This is a genomic window from Streptomyces griseorubiginosus (assembly GCF_036345115.1).
In the GTDB taxonomy this organism is placed as follows: domain Bacteria; phylum Actinomycetota; class Actinomycetes; order Streptomycetales; family Streptomycetaceae; genus Streptomyces; species Streptomyces griseorubiginosus_C.
The window spans coordinates 2,408,990-2,429,471 of sequence record NZ_CP107766.1 but is presented as its reverse complement, the minus strand read 5'-3'; the positions used below and the strand labels follow the sequence as shown (position 1 = coordinate 2,429,471).

At 69.9% G+C, this 20,482-nt stretch carries 17 protein-coding genes; 13 read left to right on the top strand and 4 right to left on the bottom strand.

The window, feature by feature from the left end; genetic code table 11:
- Window positions 1-30: 30 nt before the first annotated feature.
- The 4 genes from OHN19_RS10825 (at window position 31) to OHN19_RS10810 (ending at window position 6,072) form a co-directional block, all read left to right on the top strand.
- Complete coding sequence (locus OHN19_RS10825) at window positions 31-2,046, top strand: ABC transporter ATP-binding protein (protein WP_330263993.1); 2,016 nt, start codon at window positions 31-33, stop codon at window positions 2,044-2,046.
- A 162-nt stretch (window positions 2,047-2,208) separates the two neighbouring features.
- A complete protein-coding gene (locus OHN19_RS10820; RefSeq protein ID WP_330263992.1) occupies window positions 2,209-3,096 on the top strand; it encodes a FadR/GntR family transcriptional regulator in 888 nt (295 codons plus the stop codon).
- A gap of 429 nt (window positions 3,097-3,525) precedes the next feature.
- Window positions 3,526-5,067 carry an RNA polymerase sigma factor gene (locus OHN19_RS10815; protein WP_330263991.1) on the top strand — a complete coding sequence of 514 codons (1,542 nt, stop codon included), beginning with the start codon at window positions 3,526-3,528 and terminating at the stop codon, window positions 5,065-5,067.
- 120 nt (window positions 5,068-5,187) lie between these two features.
- A complete protein-coding gene (locus tag OHN19_RS10810; protein ID WP_330263990.1) occupies window positions 5,188-6,072 on the top strand; it encodes a serine protease in 885 nt (294 codons plus the stop codon).
- 103 nt (window positions 6,073-6,175) lie between these two features.
- Here OHN19_RS10810 and OHN19_RS10805 read toward each other — a convergent pair whose 3' ends face one another.
- On the bottom strand, window positions 6,176-6,406 hold the full coding sequence (locus OHN19_RS10805) for a DUF7455 domain-containing protein (RefSeq protein WP_330263989.1): 231 nt from the start codon (window positions 6,404-6,406) through the stop codon (window positions 6,176-6,178).
- 442 nt (window positions 6,407-6,848) lie between these two features.
- Between OHN19_RS10805 and OHN19_RS10800 the strand changes: the two genes are divergently transcribed.
- From OHN19_RS10800 to OHN19_RS10775, 6 genes are all read left to right on the top strand, one after another.
- Window positions 6,849-8,972, top strand: a complete 2,124-nt coding sequence (locus OHN19_RS10800) for a DNA topoisomerase IV subunit B (RefSeq protein WP_330263988.1) — start codon at window positions 6,849-6,851, stop codon at window positions 8,970-8,972.
- A gap of 559 nt (window positions 8,973-9,531) precedes the next feature.
- Window positions 9,532-10,068: a DUF1453 domain-containing protein gene (locus tag OHN19_RS10795; protein ID WP_330263987.1), complete on the top strand. Its 537-nt coding sequence runs from the start codon at window positions 9,532-9,534 to the stop codon at window positions 10,066-10,068.
- Window positions 10,065-11,216 carry a sensor histidine kinase gene (locus OHN19_RS10790; protein WP_330263986.1) on the top strand — a complete coding sequence of 384 codons (1,152 nt, stop codon included), beginning with the start codon at window positions 10,065-10,067 and terminating at the stop codon, window positions 11,214-11,216. The genes OHN19_RS10795 and OHN19_RS10790 overlap by 4 nt, the downstream gene beginning before the upstream one ends.
- Entirely contained in the window at window positions 11,213-11,911 is a 699-nt protein-coding gene (locus OHN19_RS10785) for a response regulator transcription factor (protein WP_330263985.1), read from the top strand. The genes OHN19_RS10790 and OHN19_RS10785 overlap by 4 nt, the downstream gene beginning before the upstream one ends.
- Before the next feature lie 60 nt (window positions 11,912-11,971).
- Entirely contained in the window at window positions 11,972-12,535 is a 564-nt protein-coding gene (locus tag OHN19_RS10780) for a DUF485 domain-containing protein (RefSeq protein ID WP_330263984.1), read from the top strand.
- Window positions 12,532-14,124 (top strand): cation acetate symporter, encoded by a 1,593-nt coding sequence (locus OHN19_RS10775; RefSeq protein ID WP_330263983.1) that lies wholly within the window; start codon window positions 12,532-12,534, stop codon window positions 14,122-14,124. The genes OHN19_RS10780 and OHN19_RS10775 overlap by 4 nt, the downstream gene beginning before the upstream one ends.
- A gap of 153 nt (window positions 14,125-14,277) precedes the next feature.
- Here OHN19_RS10775 and OHN19_RS10770 read toward each other — a convergent pair whose 3' ends face one another.
- Window positions 14,278-14,970, bottom strand: a complete 693-nt coding sequence (locus OHN19_RS10770) for a response regulator (protein ID WP_330263982.1) — start codon at window positions 14,968-14,970, stop codon at window positions 14,278-14,280.
- Window positions 14,971-15,131: 161 nt separating this feature from the next.
- Here OHN19_RS10770 and OHN19_RS10765 point away from each other — a divergent pair, with 161 nt between their 5' ends.
- The 3 genes from OHN19_RS10765 to OHN19_RS10755 all read left to right on the top strand — a co-directional run bounded on the left by OHN19_RS10765 (window position 15,132) and on the right by OHN19_RS10755 (window position 18,013).
- Window positions 15,132-15,947: an ABC transporter ATP-binding protein gene (locus OHN19_RS10765; protein WP_330263981.1), complete on the top strand. Its 816-nt coding sequence runs from the start codon at window positions 15,132-15,134 to the stop codon at window positions 15,945-15,947.
- Window positions 15,937-16,803, top strand: a complete 867-nt coding sequence (locus tag OHN19_RS10760; RefSeq protein WP_330263980.1) for an ABC transporter permease — start codon at window positions 15,937-15,939, stop codon at window positions 16,801-16,803. The genes OHN19_RS10765 and OHN19_RS10760 overlap by 11 nt, the downstream gene beginning before the upstream one ends.
- Before the next feature lie 139 nt (window positions 16,804-16,942).
- Window positions 16,943-18,013, top strand: coding sequence for an ABC transporter substrate-binding protein (locus OHN19_RS10755; RefSeq protein WP_330263979.1), 1,071 nt, complete (start codon window positions 16,943-16,945; stop codon window positions 18,011-18,013).
- Window positions 18,014-18,052: 39 nt separating this feature from the next.
- Here the strand turns inward: OHN19_RS10755 and OHN19_RS10750 are convergent, their stop codons facing one another.
- Both OHN19_RS10750 and OHN19_RS10745 read right to left on the bottom strand, forming a co-directional pair.
- Window positions 18,053-18,733: a response regulator gene (locus OHN19_RS10750; RefSeq protein ID WP_330263978.1), complete on the bottom strand. Its 681-nt coding sequence runs from the start codon at window positions 18,731-18,733 to the stop codon at window positions 18,053-18,055.
- Window positions 18,733-20,430: a sensor histidine kinase gene (locus tag OHN19_RS10745; RefSeq protein ID WP_330263977.1), complete on the bottom strand. Its 1,698-nt coding sequence runs from the start codon at window positions 20,428-20,430 to the stop codon at window positions 18,733-18,735. Before OHN19_RS10745 ends, OHN19_RS10750 begins: the two co-directional genes overlap by 1 nt.
- Window positions 20,431-20,482: the final 52 nt, after the last annotated feature.

The window sequence follows — 20,482 nt, the reverse complement described above, 5'->3', positions numbered from 1 at the left end:
AACCGTACATAACGCGCTATCTTGCTACGGGTGATCCAGGCCTTCGGACTGACCAGCAACTCCCGCAAGGACCTCCCGCCCGCGGTCGACGACGTGTCCTTCGAAGCCCGTGCGGGCCGCGTCACCGCGCTTCTCGGAGCGACTGGCGCGGGCAAGACCTCAGCGCTCAGACTGATGCTCGAACTCCAACAGGGCCGTGGCATCACCTACTTCAGGGGACGTCCGCTGCACCGCATCGCGCATCCCTCGCGCGAGGTCGGCGTCCTCATGGGCGATGTACCGGGCCATCCCGCACGCACGGTCCGTGGCCACCTGCGGATGCTGTGCGCGGCGGCCGGTGTACCGGTCAGACGCGCCGACGAGGTGCTCGAAGTGGTGGGCCTGGTCAGCCTGCGCGACGAGCGCCTCGGCACGCTGTCGCGTGGCATGGACCGCCGCCTGGGCCTGGCCTGTGCTCTGTTGGCGGACCCGCACACCCTAGTGCTGGACGAGCCTGCCGACGGGCTTTCCAGCCGTGAGAGCCGCTGGCTGCACGGCATGCTGCGTGCGCATGCGGCCCACGGCGGCACGGTCCTGTTCACCACGTCCGAGCCCAAGGAGGCCGCGCGCGTGGCGGATCGGGTCGTCACCCTGGAACAGGGCAGACTCGCCGCCGACCAGGAGGCCCCGGAGTTCGCCCGCACCCGGCTGCGCCCCCGTGTCGCCGTACGCAGTCCCCACGCCGCCCGCCTCGCCGCCCTGCTGGCCAAGGAGGCCCGCGCGGCGCACCGATCCGTCGAGGTCGTCAGGGAGGGCGGCAACCGGCTTTCCGTGTACGGCAGTACGTGTGCCGACGTCGGCGAGGCGGCGTTCCGCCACGGCATTCTCGTACACCAACTCGCCGACGAGACCGGGGACATGGGGCCGGGGGCGGGTTTCCTTCCCGGGGAGGAGCAGGCCCGGAACTCGGGGCATTTTCCAGAGGAGGCGGTTCAGGCCGGGCGGGCAGATGCCGCGGCGGCGGAATCCGGAGAGCGGCTCGGTGCCGGGGGAGACGCGGAGGCTGATGGAGAGTCGCACGGCGACGGACTGACCCTCGGAAACTCAGGAACACACGACGATCGAGCGGCGCAGGCCGCAAAGGGAGTGTCCGGCGACCAGGCGTCGCGGGACACTCACCAGGAGGCCCGCGGCGGTTCGGTGCGAGGCGGCGGACGTGATGCTTCGACCCCTGCGAAAGCTGTGAAACCCCCCGCCCCCCTACCCCCACTCCCACCCCCCATCTCCGTCAGGTCCGCCCCCGGCCCCCTCCGTCCTCTCCGCTATGAACTCCGTCGCGCGACAGGGATCAGTACCGGGTTCCTCACCACCGCAGCCGTACTCGTCACGTCCGCTCTCACCGCCGTACTCCTGGCGCGAGTCGGGCACACCCCACAGGCCCGCCTGCTGGCCGCCTGGCCCCGGGAAGTGCCCCTGCCCCCGGCGGCGCTCGGAGCGGGACTGCTCGGCGCGCTCGCCTTCGGCGACGAGTTCCGCCACCCCGCCCTGGCCGCGGACCGCGGCACCGTACCCCGCCGGCTGGGGCTGCTCACCGCGAAACTCCTCGTCGCCGCGGTCACCGCGCTGGCGCTGGCCCTGCTCGCGGTGGGCTGCGACGCCGAAGTGCTGTACCTCGTCTACGGACGAGAGCTCACGGAAGTTCCCGGCGACTGGTTGGCGTTGAGCGCGAGTTGGTTCGGACTCGTGATCGGGTGTGCCTGGGCAGGTGTCCTGGCCGCGGGCATCTTCCGGTCCACCACGGCCGGGCTCGCCGCGGTGGTCGCGGTGCCCGTCCTCGCCGTACCCCTCGTACAGAAAGCCCTGGAGGGGGCGTCCGCGCGAACGGCGGCCGGTCTGCCCGCGCGGCTGCGTGAGGTCTTCCTGTTCCAGTGGCCCTTCGGCGGAGAGCGCTATCTGGCCGGAGTGGTGCGCGTGATCGCTCAACCGGTGGGCGGTGCACTGACGTTGTCGCTGACCGCCCTGCTCTGCGCGTATCTGCTCACGAGCCTGCGCAGCAGGGTCCGATGACGACCGACCGTGCCCTTCCGGTCCTGACGTGCGCACAACTCCCCGGTGAAAGCGCATTTCTTTCCGATAAGGCGTCAATTGCGACGGGGTGAGCGATCACCCTTTCGTGTGCTTTTCACCAAAGACCTCAAGGGAGTTGGAGGCAACGCCGACAAAGGATCCGTGAGTACCCTTGCGCACACCATGATGACCGCCGCCCGCTCCACCGACTCCGGTCTGGCCGGCCCGGGCGAACTCGACCGCTACCCCTACGCCGAGAGCCCGGGCGCCGCCCGCGTCGGAGCCTCCTTGTGGGACGGCTCGGACCCGGAGCTGGGCCGCGTGGGCCGACGCGCCGCAGGCAGCCGCGGGCGCGGACTCCACGGCCAACTCGTCCAGCAGCTCGGACAGATGATCGTCTCCGGTGACCTGGGAGCCGACCGGCCGCTCGTCCCCGAGGAGATCGGGCAGCGCTTCGAGGTCTCCCGCACCGTCGTCCGCGAGTCGCTCCGCGTCCTGGAGGCCAAGGGCCTGGTCAGCGCCCGCCCGAACGTCGGCACGCGCGTGCGTCCCGTCAGCGACTGGAATCTCCTGGACCCGGACATCATCGAATGGCGGGCCTTCGGACCGCAGCGCGACGATCAGCGCCGCGAGCTGAGCGAGCTGCGCTGGACGATCGAGCCGCTCGCCGCACGTCTGGCCGCCGGACACGGCCGTGACGACATCCAGCAGCGTCTCGGCGACATGGTCGAGATCATGGGGCACGCGATGAGTCAGGGCGACGCGCTCACCTTCTCCCGCGCCGACGCGGAGTTCCACTCCCTGCTCATCCAAGTCGCGGGCAACCGCATGCTGGAACACCTCTCCGGGATCGTCTCGGCCGCTCTCCAGGTCTCCGGAGGCCCGGTCACCGGCTGTGACCGACCGACCGAGTCGTCACTGGCGCATCACGGCCGGATCGTCGACGCTCTCGCCACCGGCGACGGAACGGCGGCCGAAGCGGCCATGCGGCAGCTGCTCACCGTCCACCCCGAGGTGGAGCGCGTGGTGCCCGCCCCGCGCGAGCACTGACCGCGCACAGCGGGCGGCGCGGCCGGGGATGCCTTCCCCCTCCTTGTAACATCGTTCGGCCGTCGAGCCGCCTCCGTCGGACCCCGCAGGATCTCCAGGGATCCTGCGGGGTCCGACGGCGCGGAGGGGTGAGAGCATTTCCGGGCATCGCCGACCGGGGCCGCCGGCTGACCGTGTCTGCCCGTGTCTGACCGTTTTTGGTTACTTACGGGGTGTGACTCGGGCCACGCAGATTGGGCGTAACGCTCGTGGAAACAGCGCGATGACCTAAGAGGTGACAGCCGCGGAGGGAATACGGACGCCGTTTCAGGCGCTGTGCATCTTCCCCGGCCCCCGCCCGCGCCGTCGGCCCTTCCCAGGTCGGTGGTCGGCTCCTGTCCGTCTTGGACGGGGCCGGAAGCCGTTTTCCAACGTTCCGAGAGGTTGTTCGTGTCGGCCAGCACATCCCGTACGCTCCCGCCGGAGATCGCCGAGTCCGTCTCTGTCATGGCTCTCATTGAGCGGGGAAAGGCTGAGGGGCAGATCGCCGGCGATGACGTGCGTCGGGCCTTCGAAGCTGACCAGATTCCGGCCACTCAGTGGAAGAACGTACTGCGCAGCCTCAACCAGATCCTCGAGGAAGAGGGTGTGACGCTGATGGTCAGTGCCGCGGAGCCCAAGCGCACCCGAAAGAGCGTCGCAGCGAAGAGTCCGGCCAAGCGCACCGCCACCAAGACGGTCGCGGCGAAGACGGTGACCACGAAGAAGGCCACCGCCACCGCCACCCCCGCGGCCCCCGCCGCCGAGCCCGTCGTCGAGGGCGAGGCCGCCGCGAAGCCGGCCGCCAAGAAGGCTGCCGCCACCAAGAAGGCGGCCGCGAAGAAGACGGTTGCCACCAAGAAGACCGTGGCGGCCAAGAAGACCACCGCCAAGAAGGACGACGCCGAGATCCTCGAGGAAGAGGTTCTCGAGGAGGCGGCCCCCAAGGCGGGCGACGAGCCCGAGGGCGCCGAGAGCGCCGGCTTCGTGCTCTCCGACGAGGACGAGGACGACGCGCCCGCGCAGCAGGTCGCGGCCGCCGGTGCCACCGCCGACCCCGTCAAGGACTACCTCAAGCAGATCGGCAAGGTCCCCCTGCTCAACGCCGAGCAGGAGGTCGAACTCGCCAAGCGCATCGAGGCCGGTCTGTTCGCCGAGGACAAGCTGGCCAACGCCGACAAGCTCGCCCCCAAGCTCAAGCGCGAGCTGGAGATCATCGCCGAGGACGGCCGCCGCGCCAAGAACCACCTCCTGGAGGCCAACCTCCGTCTGGTGGTCTCCCTGGCCAAGCGCTACACCGGCCGCGGCATGCTCTTCCTGGACCTCATCCAGGAGGGCAACCTCGGTCTGATCCGCGCGGTCGAGAAGTTCGACTACACCAAGGGCTACAAGTTCTCCACGTACGCCACCTGGTGGATCCGTCAGGCGATCACCCGCGCCATGGCCGACCAGGCCCGCACCATCCGTATCCCGGTGCACATGGTCGAGGTCATCAACAAGCTCGCGCGCGTGCAGCGCCAGATGCTCCAGGACCTGGGCCGCGAGCCCACCCCGGAGGAGCTGGCCAAGGAACTCGACATGACCCCGGAGAAGGTCATCGAGGTCCAGAAGTACGGCCGCGAGCCCATCTCGCTGCACACCCCGCTGGGCGAGGACGGCGACAGCGAGTTCGGTGACCTCATCGAGGACTCCGAGGCCGTCGTCCCGGCCGACGCGGTCAGCTTCACGCTTCTGCAGGAGCAGCTGCACTCCGTCCTCGACACCCTGTCCGAGCGCGAGGCGGGCGTCGTCTCGATGCGCTTCGGTCTCACCGACGGTCAGCCGAAGACCCTCGACGAGATCGGCAAGGTGTACGGCGTCACGCGTGAGCGCATCCGCCAGATCGAGTCGAAGACCATGTCGAAGCTGCGCCACCCGTCGCGTTCGCAGGTGCTGCGCGACTACCTCGACTAGGTCGTAGTCGTACGACATCACAGGCCCGGTCCCTCTTCAGGGGCCGGGCCTTCGTGCTGCGCGCACGGGCGCCCTGCGTGACTCTGGGTTTCCGATCGTGACCCGGAGTGAGGAGCATGCATGCGTCGTCCCATTGCCCGGGCGCTGACCCGGCCGCTGATTCTGGCGGCCGTGGCGGCGGCCATACCGCTGGCGTCGGCTGCCCCTGTGGCGGCCGACAGCATTGTCGTCGGGGGATTCCCGGTGGACGTGTCGACGGCGCCCTGGACAGTGGCGCTGTCCAGCCGTGACCGGTTCGGGGGTACGCGCGCCGGGCAGTTCTGCGGTGGTGTCGCCGTCGGCCCGACCACGGTGCTCACCGCGGCCCACTGCATGGGCGAGAACGTGCTGGGGGCGCCACCGGAGGGGGTGCGCGACTTCCGGGTCATCGCGGGCCGTACGGACCTGCTGTCGGACCAGGGCGCGGAGATCGCCGTACGAGAGGCCTGGGTGAATCCGGGATACGACCCGGACACCAATGCGGGGGACTTCGCCGTTCTCACGCTCGCCGAGCCGCTGCCGCAGAGTGCGGTGATCGGGATGGCGGCCGCCGGAGACCCCGCATACGCGGCAGGGACCCGCGCGATGGTGTACGGCTGGGGCGACATCACCGGTGGTGGTGACTACGCGCGAAGTCTCCGGGCCGCGCGGGTGCATGTGATGTCAGACACGCGTTGCCAGGAGGCCTATCCGGGGACGGCCGAAGGCACCTACCGCGCCGACAGCATGCTGTGCGCGGGGGAGGAGCGGGGCGGCCGAGACTCCTGCCAGGGGGACAGCGGAGGGCCGCTGGTTGCCCAGGGGAAGCTGATCGGGCTGGTGTCCTGGGGGAACGGCTGCGGGCGGCCGGGCTGGCCCGGCGTCTACACGCGGGTGTCCAACGTCATGCGGACCCTGGACCAGGACGGTCGCAGAGTGGCCGCGTCGGCGCCGCGGAATCGTGCAGGGGTGCCGGAGGGGCACTGAGCGGGTCCACGCGAGCCATGAGCAAGGGCGGCTGCCCCTGGGAGCAGGGGCGGCCGCCCTTATGCCGACCTGTGTCGGCGCCGGCTCGTCGTGGACGCGAGTGTCAGCGCTCTTCTTCGGAGGCGGTTGCGGGAATGGCCGTGAGCCGCTCCGTCTCGTCCTGTATCTCAGCGGCGATCTTCTTGAGTTCCGGCTCGAACTTGCGACCGTGGTGGGCGCAGAAGAGCAGTTCTCCGCCGCTGATCAGGACGACGCGTACGTACGCCTGGGCGCCGCAGCGGTCGCAGCGGTCTGCGGCCGTCAGCGGGCTCGCGGGGGTCAGAACAGTAGTCACGTCGCCTCTTCTCTAGCTCGACGAGCTGTCGTACCAGGGTCAACATCCAACCAGCCCCAAAACGTTCCCGCTCGGGGCTTCTCCCAGAGAGAAATTTTCCGGACGGCTGGCTGCTGCCGGTTTGGCGGCGAATGTGCCGTATTGCGTGTCTCTGTGTCTTACGGTTTCGCACTGGTCGGTCAAGGTCGGTCCCGCCGGCTGGGTTGCCGGTTGTTCATGAGGACGTGCCCGGAGCCTAAATGGTTCATGCCCCTGAGGGAACGTGATATGTACTTCACCCCATCGAGGGATCGAACAGGCATGCGACCCTGGATTAGTCTGTGTTCCGCACGAGGGTGGCGTTACAACGGCTCTACCAGGCCTCGGTACCCTCTTGGCGGCTACCGAAGCCGCGCCCTTACCCACAAGGGCCCCACCTGAAATTCAGCGAGGAGCGAACCGCGTGACCGCCGAGACGTCCGTGCCGTCCACAGCTCTGCTGGCAGGAGCAGACCGGGACGGGTCCAACTACACCGCGCGGCACCTGCTCGTCCTCGAGGGGCTCGAGGCCGTACGCAAGCGCCCGGGTATGTACATCGGCTCCACCGACAGCCGTGGTCTCATGCACTGCCTGTGGGAGATCATCGACAATTCCGTCGATGAGGCCCTGGGCGGGTACTGCGACCACATCGAGGTGATCCTCCACGACGACGCCTCCGTGGAGGTCCGGGACAACGGCCGGGGTATCCCGGTCGACGTGGAGCCCAAGACCGGCCTCTCCGGTGTCGAGGTCGTCATGACCAAGCTGCACGCCGGCGGCAAGTTCGGCGGCGGCTCGTACGCCGCCTCCGGCGGTCTGCACGGCGTGGGCGCCTCCGTGGTCAACGCCCTGTCCGCGCGACTGGACGTCGAGGTGGACCGCGGCGGCCACACGCACGCGATCAGCTTCCGGCGCGGTGTGCCGGGGGCCTTCGCGGCGAGCGGACCCGACGCCAAGTTCGATGCCGCGAGCGGCCTGCGCAAGGCCAAGAAGATCCCCAAGACCCGGACCGGCACGCGCGTGCGGTACTGGGCCGACCGCCAGATCTTCCTCAAGGACGCCAAGCTCTCGCTGGAGAACCTCCACCAGCGCGCCCGCCAGACCGCGTTCCTGGTGCCGGGCCTGACCATCGTCGTCCGCGACGAGTTCGGTCTGGGTGAGGGCGGCAGCAAGGGTGAGGAGTCCTTCCGCTTCGACGGCGGCATCAGCGAGTTCTGCGAGTACCTGGCGACCGACAAGCCGGTCAACGACGTCCTCCGCTTCTCCGGTCAGGGCACCTTCAGGGAGACCGTCCCGGTCCTCGACGAGCACGGCCAGATGACCCCGACCCAGGTCACCCGTGAGCTCGACGTCGACGTCGCGATGCGCTGGGGCACGGGGTACGACACGACTCTGAAGTCGTTCGTGAACATCATCGCCACGCCCAAGGGCGGCACCCATGTCGCGGGCTTCGAGACGGCCGTCACCAGCACGATGAACGAGGTGCTGCGTGCCAAGAAGCTGCTGCGCGTCGCCGAGGACGACATCGTCAAGGACGACGCCCTCGAGGGGCTCACCGCGGTCGTCACCGTGCGCCTGGCCGAGCCCCAGTTCGAGGGCCAGACCAAAGAGGTCCTGGGCACCTCGGCGGCCCGCCGCATCGTGAGCACCGTGATCTCCAGGGAGCTCAAGGCATTCCTGACGTCCACGAAGCGGGACGCCGCAGCGCAGGCCCGGGTCGTCATGGAGAAGGCGGTCGCCGCCGCGCGTACCCGCATCGCGGCCCGCCAGCACAAGGACGCGCAGCGCCGGAAGACGGCCCTGGAGTCCTCCACGCTGCCGGCCAAGCTCGCCGACTGCCGCAGCGACGACGTCGACCGCAGCGAGCTGTTCATCGTCGAGGGGGACTCCGCGCTCGGTACCGCGAAGCTCGCCCGGAACTCCGAGTTCCAGGCGCTGCTGCCGATCCGCGGCAAGATCCTCAACGTCCAGAAGTCGTCCGTCACCGACATGCTCAAGAACGTCGAGTGCGGTGCGATCATCCAGGTCATAGGGGCGGGCTCGGGCCGGACGTTCGACATCGACGCCGCCCGCTACGGCAAGATCATCATGATGACCGACGCCGACGTCGACGGTTCGCACATCCGCTGCCTGCTGCTGACGCTGTTCCAGCGGTACATGCGGCCCATGGTCGAGGCGGGCCGGGTGTTCGCGGCGGTGCCGCCGCTGCACCGGATCGAGCTCGTTCAGCCGAAGAAGGGCCAGGACAAGTACGTCTACACGTACTCGGACCGAGAGCTCCGCGAGAAGCTGCTGGAGTTCCAGAGCAAGGGTGTCCGGTACAAGGACTCCATCCAGCGGTACAAGGGCCTCGGCGAGATGGACGCGGACCAGCTGGCCGAGACGACGATGGATCCCCGGCACCGGACTCTGCGGCGGATCAACCTCGCCGACCTGGAGGCGGCCGAGCAGGTCTTCGATCTGCTCATGGGCAATGACGTCGCGCCGCGGAAGGAGTTCATCTCCGGGTCGGCGGCGACGCTGGACCGGTCGCGCATCGACGCGTAGTCGCTGCGCTGGGCTCGGGCGGGGTTGTGGCTGGCCCTGTCCGAGCTTTCGGCTGTGTTTGACGGCCTCCTGTGGTGCGGGTTCGGTCAGGTTGACGGGGCGTCCCGTGTCGGCAGTAACGGCAGGTTGGACGCCCACACATCTGCACTTGTGGCCGGGCCGGGTGACTCGTGCGCGGGGGCCCGCCGTAGGCGGTCGCGGTTCGATGCCGGCCGATCGTGGGCGGTTGGCTTCGAGTGGCCGTGGGTGCCCCGTGTGGTGCGGTGACGGTCGGCTCCGGTACTGGTGGGGCCCGCTGTTGGATTGCCTCGGCCGTTCACGCGAGGGCTTTGACTCTGGGCGGGCCGACGCCGGGATCCGGCTCTCTCGTTCACGGCGCCCCGCGAATCCGGTCGCTGTCCGACCGGGCGTCTCCACCCGTGGGTGGAGGGCAGGCCCGCCCCGGAATCCACCCGTGATCCACCCCCGCTCCGATCTCCCGGCCTGCGGAATTCCGTAGCTTCGAAGGTGTCGGCGGCATCCGCTGCCGGCACTCCTTTCCTCGCTCACGGAGGCTGTGATGTCCGGGCTCGTCGACGCGTTGCTGATCGTGGTCGCGGTGGTCGTGGTGATCGCCCGGCAGTTCCGCGCAAGCCGTATCGACACCGGGCGGCGCTGGTGGCTGCTGCCCGTGATCCTGGCCGTCGTGGCGCTCCGGGAGCCGGGACTGGTGGATGCCCAGCACCGCACGGCATCCATAGCCCTGCTCGCCGCCGAGCTGCTCACCGGCCTCGCCATCGGAGCCGGCTGGGCCTGGACCAGCCGCATATGGACCGAGCCGGATGGCGCTGTGTGGAGCAGGAGCACCAAGGCGAGCGGCGCCGTCTGGGGCGTCGGCATCGGATTGCGCGCCGGCCTCTTCGCACTCGGTGCGGCGACAGGTGTTCGCCAGGACTCCTCCGCCCTGCTGCTCGCCCTGGCCGCCACCCTGCTGGTGCGCTCCGGAATCCTGGTCTGGCGTGCGCACTTCCTGCGTCCTGCCGCCACAACCGCGAACGCAACCGCTCCGGCGTACGGTGAGCCCATGGTCCGGTCCACGGGGAAGGAACGCGTGTGACGGAGAACGGCTGGACCCGCTGGCCCTCCCGGGAGGCGCTCACGCGCGAGGCGGCCACACGTCCCCGCCGGGTGCTCGGCTACGTCACGCGGTCGCTGGTGCTCGGCATGCTCCTCTGGGGCGCTTTCAACAGCACGCACGTGCGTGGCTGGGCGGTGGTCGGGGCGGTGGCGTCCATCCTCCTGGCCGCGGTCGCCGGATGGGCCCTCTTCCGCACCACCCTGGCGCACCGGCTCTGGCCCTCCCTGGCGCTCTACGGCGTCCTCCTGGTGATCGCGGTCGCCGCCCAGGCCGCTGACTTCGGCGTCATCGCCCTTGTCCTGTGGTGCGGTTGCGCCATCACCGCGCTGGAGCGGCTGCCCATCGCAGCCGCCCTGCCGGTGACCGTGGTCGCCCTCGCCCTGTACGCGGCGGTCAATGACGACGGGTGGCTGACCACGGTGGCCACGACGGCGGGGCTCGCGCTGGCCGGCTACGTCCTGCGCCTGGACGCCGAGGCCCGTGGCAGCGCACAGCGGCTGCTCACCCAGGAGCGTGCGGCGCGGGCCGCCGAGGCCGAGTCGGTGGCGCTCGCGGAGCGCGCCCGTATCGCTCGGGAGATCCACGACGTGCTGGCCCACAGCCTCTCCGCCCAGCTCGTGCACCTGGAGGCGGCCAGGCTGCTGATCGAGGGGGGCGCGGACCGGGACCAGATCCTCGAAAGAGTGGTGGCCGCACGGGGCATGGCCCGCGACGGTCTCGCCGAGACCCGGCAGGCACTGTCGGCCCTGCGCGGGGACATGACTCCGCTGGAGGACTTCCTGAGCCAGCTGGTGGGGACGGCCGACGGAACCGAAGCCACCATTTCGGGTGAGCGCAGACCGCTGCCGGCCGAAGCGTCGCAGGCCGTGCGGAGAGTGGCCCAGGAGGCTCTGACCAACGTCCGTAAGCACGCGCCGGGGGCCAAGGTCAGGATGCGGCTCGAGTACGGCGAGGACCAGGTGACGCTGGTGGTGCGGGACTCGGGCGGTTCGCCGGGTGAACTCACCGCAACCGGAGGCGGGTACGGTCTGCGGGGGATGCGGGAGCGCGCCGAACTGCTGGGCGGTTCGCTGGACGCGGGGCCGGACGAAGAGGGGTTCGTGGTGACGTTGAAGGTGCCGGTATGACGGAAGGGGCGCAGCCGAAGCCCGCGCGGGTGGTGGTTGCGGACGACCAGACCGTGGTCCGCGAAGGCATCGTGATGCTGCTAGGCCTGCTGCCCGGGATCGAGGTCGTGGGCGCCGCGGGGGACGGGGAGCAGGCGGTCGAGCTCGTCGCGGAACTCGCCCCGGACGTCGTGCTGATGGACCTGCGGATGCCCCGCTGCGACGGGGTGGAGGCGACCCGGCGGATCCGGAGCGAGCACCCCGGGACACAGGTCGTGGTGCTGACCACGTACGCGGACGACGACTCGCTGTTCCCCGCGCTGAAGGCGGGGGCGCGCGGCTATCTGACCAAGGACGCGGGAGGGGACGAGATCGTGCGGGCCGTGCAGAGCGTGCTCTCCGGCGACGCGGGACTGTCGCCGAGCATCCAGCGGCGGCTCCTGGAGCGGCTGTCGGATCCCGAATCACCTCAGCCGCTGTCCGCGTCCATGGAGCCGCCGGACGGGCTCACCTCCCGGGAGGTCGAGGTGCTGGCGCTGATCGCCGAAGGGTTCAGCAACCAGGAGATCGCCCGCGCACTGCACGTCTCCACCGCCACCGTGAAGACCCACATCAACAACCTCTTCGCCAAGACGGGACTCAAGGACCGTGCGCAGGCCGTGCGTTACGCCTATGCGAAGGGACTTGTGCGGCCACCGACGGGAGGAATCACCTGATGGGGTGAAGAGCGCGGGGAAGAAGAGTCGGGGATCTTCCCGTTCTGTCCATCCTTGGGCATGCAGTCAAGCAACGCTCGTCCCCGTGGAAGCGGGGGTGATGCCGAGAGTTCGGCCGAGACCCACGACGGGCACGATCAGGCCCGCGCCGAGGCGTCCGCCGGGGTGCGGTACGACGACCCCTGGTACGACGCCCTCGCCTCCGGCTGGGGCGAGACGAGCGGCGACGGCACACCCGTGACCCCGGCCGAGGCGGCACGCACGGAGCGCGAGGACAGGGCCGCGGCCGCAGCCGACGTCTACCTCGAAGTGCAGCGCAGCGCGGCCTTCCAGGAGGTGCGCAGCCGGTACCGGCGGTTCGTGGTGCCGGCGGGCATCGGGTTCTTCGTCTGGTACGTGGCCTACGTCGTGACAGCGACGACCGCGCCCGGGCTGATGGCGCGCCCCGTGGCGGGCGCGGTGAACGTGGCGATGCTCGCGGGACTCGGGCAGTTCCTCACCACGTTCCTGCTGACCTGGGCCTACGCCCGGCATGCGCGGCTGCGTCGGGACCGGGCCGCGCTCGAACTGCGGTGGGACACCCAGGAACTGACGCGTACGGCCCGGGGCGGTGTCACGTCGTGACGGGGGACCACCAGACTCTGGCGCTGCTGCTGTTCAGCGCGTTCGTCGCGGTGACGTTGGGGATCACGACGTGGGTGAGCCGCCACCGGCACGGCTCGGCGGAGGAGTTCTACGCGGGCGGCCGACTGTTCTCGCCGATGGAGAATGGTTTTGCCATCGCGGGCGACTACATGTCGGCGGCGTCCTTTCTCGGGATCTCCGGGCTCATCGCCCTGTTCGGGTACGACGGGATGCTCTACTCGGTCGGGTTCCTGGTGGCCTGGCTGGTGGTGCTGTTCCTGGTCGCCGAACTGGTGCGCAACTGCGGGCGGTTCACGCTCGCCGACGTGGTCGCGGCGCGGATGAGCGAGCGGCCGGTGCGGATCGCGGCGGGAACTTCCTCGGTCACCGTGTCCGTTCTGTATCTGGTGGCACAGATGGTGGGCGCGGGCAGCCTGGTCGCGCTGCTGCTCGGCGGCACCAGTGAGGCGGCCCAGTCCTGGACGGTCATCGGGGTCGGGGCGCTCATGGTGATCTATGTGTCCCTGGGCGGGATGCGGGCCACCACCTGGATCCAGATCGTCAAGGCGGTCCTGCTGCTCGGCGGGACCGTCGCGCTGACCGTGCTGGTGCTGGTGCGGTTCCACGGCGACTTCGACCAGCTGCTGCTCACGGCGGCCGAGCGCAGTGGCCATGGGCAGTCGTTCCTGGCGCCCGGCCTTAAGTACGGCGGGGACTGGACGGCCCGCTTCGACTTCATCAGCCTGGGACTCGCGCTCGTGCTCGGCACGGCAGGGCTCCCGCACATCCTGTCCCGCTTCTACACCGTGCCCACCGCACGCGCGGCACGGCGTTCGGTGGTCTGGTCGATCGGGCTCATCGGCGGCTTCTACCTGATGACGATCGTCCTCGGCTTCGGTGCCGCGGCCATCGTGGGGCCCGAGGCGGTACGAGGATCGAACGCCGCCGGGAACACGGCGGTCCCGCTGCTGGCCCTAGACCTGGGCGGCGGCGCCGATTCCACGGGCGGAACGGTTCTGTTCGCGATCGTCGCCGCCATCGCCTTCGCCACGATCCTCGCCGTGGTCGCCGGCATCACGCTCGCCTCCTCGGCCTCCGTCGCCCACGACCTGTACGCCTCGCTGCGGCGCCGACGGGCCAAGCCGCGCAGTGAGGTGGCCGTGGCCAGGACCGCCGCCGTGGGGATCGGTGTGATCGCGATCGCCCTCGGCCTGCTGGCCCGGGACCTCAACGTGGCCTTCCTGGTAGGCCTCGCCTTTGCCGTCGCCGCCTCCGCAAACCTGCCGGTCCTGCTCTACTCCCTGTTCTGGCGCGGGTTCACCACTCGAGGCGCTGTCTGGTCCGTCTACGGCGGCCTGATCCCGGCCCTCGCCCTCGTGCTGCTGTCGCCCGTGGTGTCCGGCAGTCCCGAATCGCTGTTCCCCGGCGTCGACTTCCAGTACTTCCCGCTCCAGAACCCCGGCCTGGTCTCCATCCCCCTCGGCTTCGTCGCCGGCTGGCTCGGCACGGTCACCTCGGCGGAGGTCGCCGACGAGGCCAAGCACGCGGAGACCGAGGTGCGGTCACTGACGGGCGCGGGGGCTGTGTAGCGACGGCGCCTTCGTCGCCGTAGGGCGTCAGTCTCCGCCTTTCGGTCCGTCTGAGTCGTGCGGCGTCCATCTCCGTCCTACGGTCCGTCTGCGTCGTACGGCGTCCGTCTGCCTTGTACGACATCTGCCCGCCGCCCATGCCAGGACGTACGGCTAGGGCGCCACCCACGCGTAGCGGTGCTCCGGGCGGCCCGTGTCGCCGTATCTGAGGGACAGGCGGAGGCGGCCGGCCTGTTCGAGGTGGCGGAGGTAGCGCTGGGCGGTGGAGCGGCTCAGGCCTGTCTCGGCGGCGACCTCGTGGGCGGAGAGCGGGTGGTCGGCGTGGTGCAGGACGCGGCAGATGAGGTCCGTCGTGGGTTCCGAGTGGCCGCTGGGCAGACCGGGGGAGGCCGGGGCCGGTGTGGTGCGCAGGGCGCTGAACATCCGGTCGACCTGCTCCTGGCCGGCGATGCCGCGGCCGCCGACCCGGTCGACGGTGCGGCGCAGGGCGGCGTAGGAGTCCAGACGGGTGCGCAGGGCGGCGAAGGTGAACGGTTTGACCAGGTAGTGGAGGGCGCCCAGGCGCATCGCGGTCTGGATGGTCGTCACGTCGTGGGCCGCCGTGATCATGATGACGTCGGTGCCGTGACCCTGTTCCCGCATGCGGTGGACGAGTTCGAGGCCGGTCTGGTCGGGCAGGTAGTGGTCGAGCAGGACCAGGTCGATGGTCCCGCGCTGCACGCTGGCCAGCGCCTGGGCGGCGCTGTGCGCGCGGGCGGCCACCCGGAAGCCGGGAACCTTTCCCACGTACTTGGCGTTGATCTCGGCGACGCGGAAGTCGTCGTCCACGACCAGGACGTCAATCATCGGGCCTCTTTCCCTCAAGGCCTGGCGGGCGTCGAGCCCATGTTTCGGCTCCGCTGTTGTAGCGCGCGCAAAACGAGCACAACAGGCCGTTGCAAGCAAAAGAACGGCATGCGCTCAGAAGACTGATGCCGTGGCGCGCGCCACATCTACCGTCCCCGGCCATGAGCGCAGACACCAGCCCCGCCATCGAGCTGCGGGGCGCAAGCAAGACATTCCGGACCCCGTCGGGGGGTCTGCACACGGCGGTCAAAGGACTCGATCTCACGGTGGGCCGTGGGGAGTTCGTGGCGGTCGTCGGGCCCACGGGCTGCGGCAAATCCACCACGTTGACGCTGGTCAGCGGATTGGAGGAGCCCTCCGAGGGCGAGGTTCTGGTGGTCGGGGAGCCGGTCCGCGGAGTCGGGGACAAGGTCGGTTTCGTCTTCCAGCAGGACGCCACCTTCCCCTGGCGCACCGTGCTGTCGAACGTGATGGCGGGGCCGCGTTTCCGTGGGGTGCCCAAGGCCGAGGCGAAGCAGAAGGCGCGGGAATGGCTGGCCCGGGTCGGGCTCACGGCCTTCGAGGACCGCTACCCCCACCAGCTCTCCGGAGGCCAGCGCAAGCGGGTCGCGCTCGCCGCGACCTTCGTCAACGACCCCGAGATCCTGCTCATGGACGAGCCGTTCTCCGCGCTCGACGTGCAGACCCGGGCCCTGATGTCCGACGAACTCCTCGAACTGTGGGAGGGCACGGGCGCCTCGGTCGTCTTCGTCACCCACGACCTGGAGGAGTCCATCGCGCTGGCCGACAAGGTCGTCGTGATGACGGCCGGACCGGCCACCGTCAAGCAGGTGTTCGACATCGATCTGCCGCGGCCGCGCAAGGTCGAGTCGGTGCGCCTGGAGCCGCGGTTCATCGAGATCTACCGCGAGATCTGGGAGTCGCTGGGCGAAGAGGTCCGCATCACCCGGGAGAGGGGTGCCGCTCATGTCGCCTGAGGTCCTCAGCACACCGGTCGTGGGCACGGCCAAGACCCCACCGGACCGCGCGCACTCACGCGCGCGTGCCGCCCGCAGACGCAGGATCGTCGTCGCGGTGTCCCGGGTACTGCTCCTGGTGGCCGTTCTGGGCCTCTGGGAGGTGCTCGCCCGGGCCGAGGTCATCGATCCCTTCAACTTCTCCATGCCCTCGAAGATCTGGGACCAGATCTGGACCTGGATCACGCACGGGACCGCGCTCGGCTCGCTGGGCGAACAGATCTGGTACACGCTCCATGAGGCGTTGCTGGGCTGGGTCTTCGGTGTGGTGGCCGGTGTGGTCTTCGGTATCGCGTTGGGGCGGATCACCTTGCTCGCCGATGTACTTGGTCCATACATCAAGGTGCTCAACTCGATACCCAGGATTGTCCTTGCACCCATCTTTGTGATCTGGTTCGGACTCGGACCGGCCTCCAAGGTGGCCTCGGCCGTCGTCCTGGTCTTCTTCCCGGTCTTCTTCAACGCCTTCCAGGGCGCCCGCGAGGTCGACCGCAACCTGGTCGCCAACGCCCGCATCCTCGGTGCGAGCGACCGCAGGGTGACGCTTCAGGTCGTCATCCCGTCCGCGACCTCCTGGATCTTCACCAGCCTGCACGTCAGCTTCGGCTTCGCCCTCATCGGCGCGATCGTCGGCGAGTACATCGGCGCGACCAAGGGCATCGGCCTGCTCGTCGCGCAGTCACAGGGCACCTTCAACGCGGCCGGTGTGTACGCCGCGATGGTCATCCTCGCCGTCGTCGCCCTCGTGGCTGAAGGGCTGCTCACCTTCGCCGAGCGCCGCATCTTCCGCTGGAAGCCGGCGGGGTCCGACAGCTGACGACCGCTTCCGCGCTGCCTTCCGCACATGCCGACGACCGTCTCGGCACCCTCTCCCGCCTGTCGGCGACCGCCCCGGCGCCCCCTCACACGCTGACGGCGACCCCTGTGCCCCTCCCTCTCACAAGGACGTGAACCCCATGCGCAAGACCGCCAGATACGCCTCCCTGGCCACAGCCGGCCTGCTCGCCCTCACCTCGCTCACCGCCTGCGCGAACGACGCCTCGAGCACCGCTTCGACCGGCTCCGGCAGCAAGGGGGACGGCAAGGGGACGAAGGTCAAGATCATGGTCGGTGGCCTCGACAAGGTCATCTACCTGCCCGCGATGCTCACCCAGCGGCTCGGCTACTTCGACTCCGAGGGGCTCGACGTGGAACTGCTGAGCGAACCGGCCGGCGTCCAGGCGGAGACCGCGCTCGTCTCCGGACAGGTCCAGGGGGCCGTCGGCTTCTACGACCACACGCTGGACCTCCAGGTGAAGGGCAAGGACGTGGAGTCGGTCGTGCAGTTCTCGCACGCGCCCGGCGAGGTGGAGATCGTCTCCAACAAGGCGGCCGGTGACATCGCCTCGCCCAAGGACTTCAAGGGCAAGAAGCTCGGCGTCACGGGCCTCGGCTCCTCCACCGACTTCCTCACCAAGTACCTCGCGGTCAAGAACGGCGTGAAGGTCAGCGACTTTACCCCGGTCGCCGTCGGGGCGGGACCGACCTTCATCTCGGCGCTCCAGCAGGGCTCGATCGACGGCGGCATGACCACCGATCCCACCGTCGCGACGATCCTGGACAAGAAGGCCGGCAAGATCCTCCTGGACATGCGTACGCCCCAGGGTTCCGACGAGGCGCTCGGTGGACCGTATCCCTCGTCAAGCCTGTACATGCAGACTGAATGGGTCAACGGTCACAAGGACACCGTCCAGAAGTTGGCCAATGCATTCGTCAAGACGCTCAAGTGGATGTCCACCCACAGCGCGACCCAGATCGCCGACAAGATGCCCGCCGACTACTCGCAGGGCAACAAGCTGCTCTACGCCGTGGCCATCAAGAACACGCTGCCCATGTTCACCAAGGACGGCGTGATGCCCAAGGACGGTCCGGAGACCGTCGAGAAGGTCCTCAAGGCGTTCAACCCCACCATCCAGAACGCCGACGTCGACCTGGACAAGACGTACACGACGGAGTTCGTCGAGAAGGCCGCGCAGAACGCCGGTTGAGCGTCGGCCGAGCGCCGACGCCGAGCGCGCGGTGCCTCCTCACGCGCGGGTCGCCCACACGTAACGGTGTTCCGGGCGGCCCGCGTCGCCGTACTTGAGCGTGAGCCTGGCCCGTCCGGTGCGCTCCAGGAGCTTGAGATAGCGCTGGGCGGTCTGCCGGCTCACCCCGGTCCGGTCGGCGATCTCCTGGGCCGACAGGGGCCCTTCGGCGTTCATCAGGGACCGGCGGACGAGTTCCGCCGTGGTGGGGGAGTGTCCCTTCGGCAGGTCGGGCTCCGCCGACGAGGACAGGGCGCCGAAGATGCGGTCGACCTCGGCCTGCTCCGCCTCGCCGCCGCCGTCCAGGGTGCGGCGCAGCTCGGCATAGGCCTCCAGCCTGGCCCTGAGGCCCGCGAAGGCGAAGGGCTTGACCAGGTACTGGAGCGCGCCGTGCCGCATCGCCGCCTGCACGGTCGTCACGTCCCGCGCCGCCGTCACCATGATCACGTCGGTCTGGTGGCCGCGCCTGCGCATCTCCTGGACCACCTGGAGGCCCGTCTCGTCGGGCAGATAGTGGTCCATGAGGACCAGGTCCACGTGGGGCAGTGCCTCCAGCTGCCGCAGTGCCTCCGCCGCGCTGTGCGCCTCGCCGGCCACGTGGAAGCCGGGCACCTTCTCGACGTACGCGGCGTTGACGCGCGCCACGCGGGTGTCGTCGTCCACGACCAGCACCTCGATCATCACGACTCCTCCTGGGGGGCGGTCTGCTGGGCGGGCGGTGCGGTGAGAGCGGGTCGGGTCCCGGCCGGTGCACTGAGAGCGGGTTGCGTCTCGGCGAGTGCGTCGGGCAGTACGACGGTGAACTCGGCGCCCCCGCCGTCGGCTTCCGCGACGGTCGCGCTGCCGCCCTGGCGCTCGGCGAGCTTGCGGACCAGGGAGAGCCCGAGGCCGCGTCCCCGGTGTGCCGGGGGTTCCTTGGTCGACCAGCCCTCGGTGAAGACCAACTCGCGCTGCTCCACCGGGATCCCGGGCCCGGTGTCCCGCACCCTGAGGACGGCCGTACGGCCCTCGGTGCGCAGTTCGACCTCCACGCGCGCGTGCGGTGCGCCGGCGGCGGCGTCCAGGGCGTTGTCCACGAGGTTGCCCACGATGGTGACCAGCCCGCTCGGATCGACGAGCCGGTCCGGCAGCCGGGTCCGGTCGGAGACCCACAGGGCGACTCCACGCTCGGCCGCGACGGTCGCCTTGCCCACCAGCAGGGCGGCGAGCAAAGGGTCCTCGATCTTCTCGGTTACCTGTTCCGCGGTGGCCCGGTGGTCGCCGACGACCTCTCCGACGAACTCCACGGCGTCCTCGTACATCTCCAGCTCCAGCAGCCCCAGGAGCGTGTGCATCCGGTTCGCGTGCTCGTGGTCCTGTGCCCGCAGCGCGTCGATGAGACCGTGGGTCGAGTCGAGCTCCCGGCCGAGCTGCTCCAGTTCGGTGCGGTCGCGCAGAGTGGCCACCGCACCGCCGTCGTCGGTGGGCATGCGGTTGGCGACCAGCACCCGCTGGCCCCGCACGGTGACCAGATCGGTGCCGGTCACCCGTCCGGCCAGGACGTCGGCCGTACGGCCGTCTCCGAGCGCCTCGTCGGGGGAGCGCCCGACGGCCTCGTCGCCGATGCCGAGCAGCCGCCGTGCCTCGTCGTTGAGCAGGCGGACGCGTCCGGTGCGGTCGAGGGCGACGACGCCCTCCCTGATGCCGTGCAGCATGGCCTCGCGCTCGGCGAGGAGGCCCGAGATGTCGGAGAAGGCCAGGTCACGGGTCTGCCGTTGGACCCGGCGGGAGATGAGCCAGGCGGCCAGCGCACCCACGGCGAGGGCCCCGCCGGCGTAGGCGAACAGCCCGGGGATCGCGTGGATCAGCCGGGCGCGCACGCTGTCGTAGGCGATACCGACCGAGACCGCCCCGACGATCTTGTGCCGGCTGTCGTACAGCGGCACCTTGCCCCGGGCGGTGCGGCCCAGGGTGCCGCTGTCGATCTGCATGATCTCCTTGCCGGCCAGCGCCTGACCGGGGTCGGTCGAGACGATCCTGCCGACCTCGCTGCGGGTCGGATGCGACCAGCGCACGCCTCGCCAGTCCAGCACGACGACATACTCGGCCCCGGTGGCCTTGCGGATCCGCTCCGCCTCCTGCTGGACGGGACCACTGGGCAGCGGCGGCGTGTCCTTGACCTGCTCGGCGATCTGCGGCTCGGCGGCGGTGGTCTGGGCGATGGCGAGCGCCCGGCGCATCGCCTGGTCGTCCAGCTGCTTGCTCAGAGGGGCGAGGAACAGACCGGTCGCGAGCACCGCGACTCCCGCGGCGATCGCCAGCTGCATCAGGAGCACCTGCGAGAACACCCGGCGGGGCAGACCCAGGCGCAGGCGACGGGCGGTGGGAGTGCGGCTCATACCCATGAAGGTACGTGGGGGTGCCCGATCCACCGCAGGGGGTGTGGCGTGG

Coding starts and splice junctions, on each gene's coding strand:
- OHN19_RS10750 (WP_330263978.1), bottom strand. CDS start 18,733: ATGATCGAGGTGCTGGTCGTGGACGACGACACCCGCGTGGCGCGCGTC.
- OHN19_RS10770 (WP_330263982.1), bottom strand. CDS start 14,970: ATGATTGACGTCCTGGTCGTGGACGACGACTTCCGCGTCGCCGAGATC.
- OHN19_RS10810 (WP_330263990.1), top strand. CDS start 5,188: ATGCGTCGTCCCATTGCCCGGGCGCTGACCCGGCCGCTGATTCTGGCG.
- OHN19_RS10780 (WP_330263984.1), top strand. CDS start 11,972: ATGCAGTCAAGCAACGCTCGTCCCCGTGGAAGCGGGGGTGATGCCGAG.
- OHN19_RS10785 (WP_330263985.1), top strand. CDS start 11,213: ATGACGGAAGGGGCGCAGCCGAAGCCCGCGCGGGTGGTGGTTGCGGAC.
- OHN19_RS10765 (WP_330263981.1), top strand. CDS start 15,132: ATGAGCGCAGACACCAGCCCCGCCATCGAGCTGCGGGGCGCAAGCAAG.
- OHN19_RS10755 (WP_330263979.1), top strand. CDS start 16,943: ATGCGCAAGACCGCCAGATACGCCTCCCTGGCCACAGCCGGCCTGCTC.
- OHN19_RS10795 (WP_330263987.1), top strand. CDS start 9,532: ATGTCCGGGCTCGTCGACGCGTTGCTGATCGTGGTCGCGGTGGTCGTG.
- OHN19_RS10745 (WP_330263977.1), bottom strand. CDS start 20,430: ATGAGCCGCACTCCCACCGCCCGTCGCCTGCGCCTGGGTCTGCCCCGC.
- OHN19_RS10760 (WP_330263980.1), top strand. CDS start 15,937: ATGTCGCCTGAGGTCCTCAGCACACCGGTCGTGGGCACGGCCAAGACC.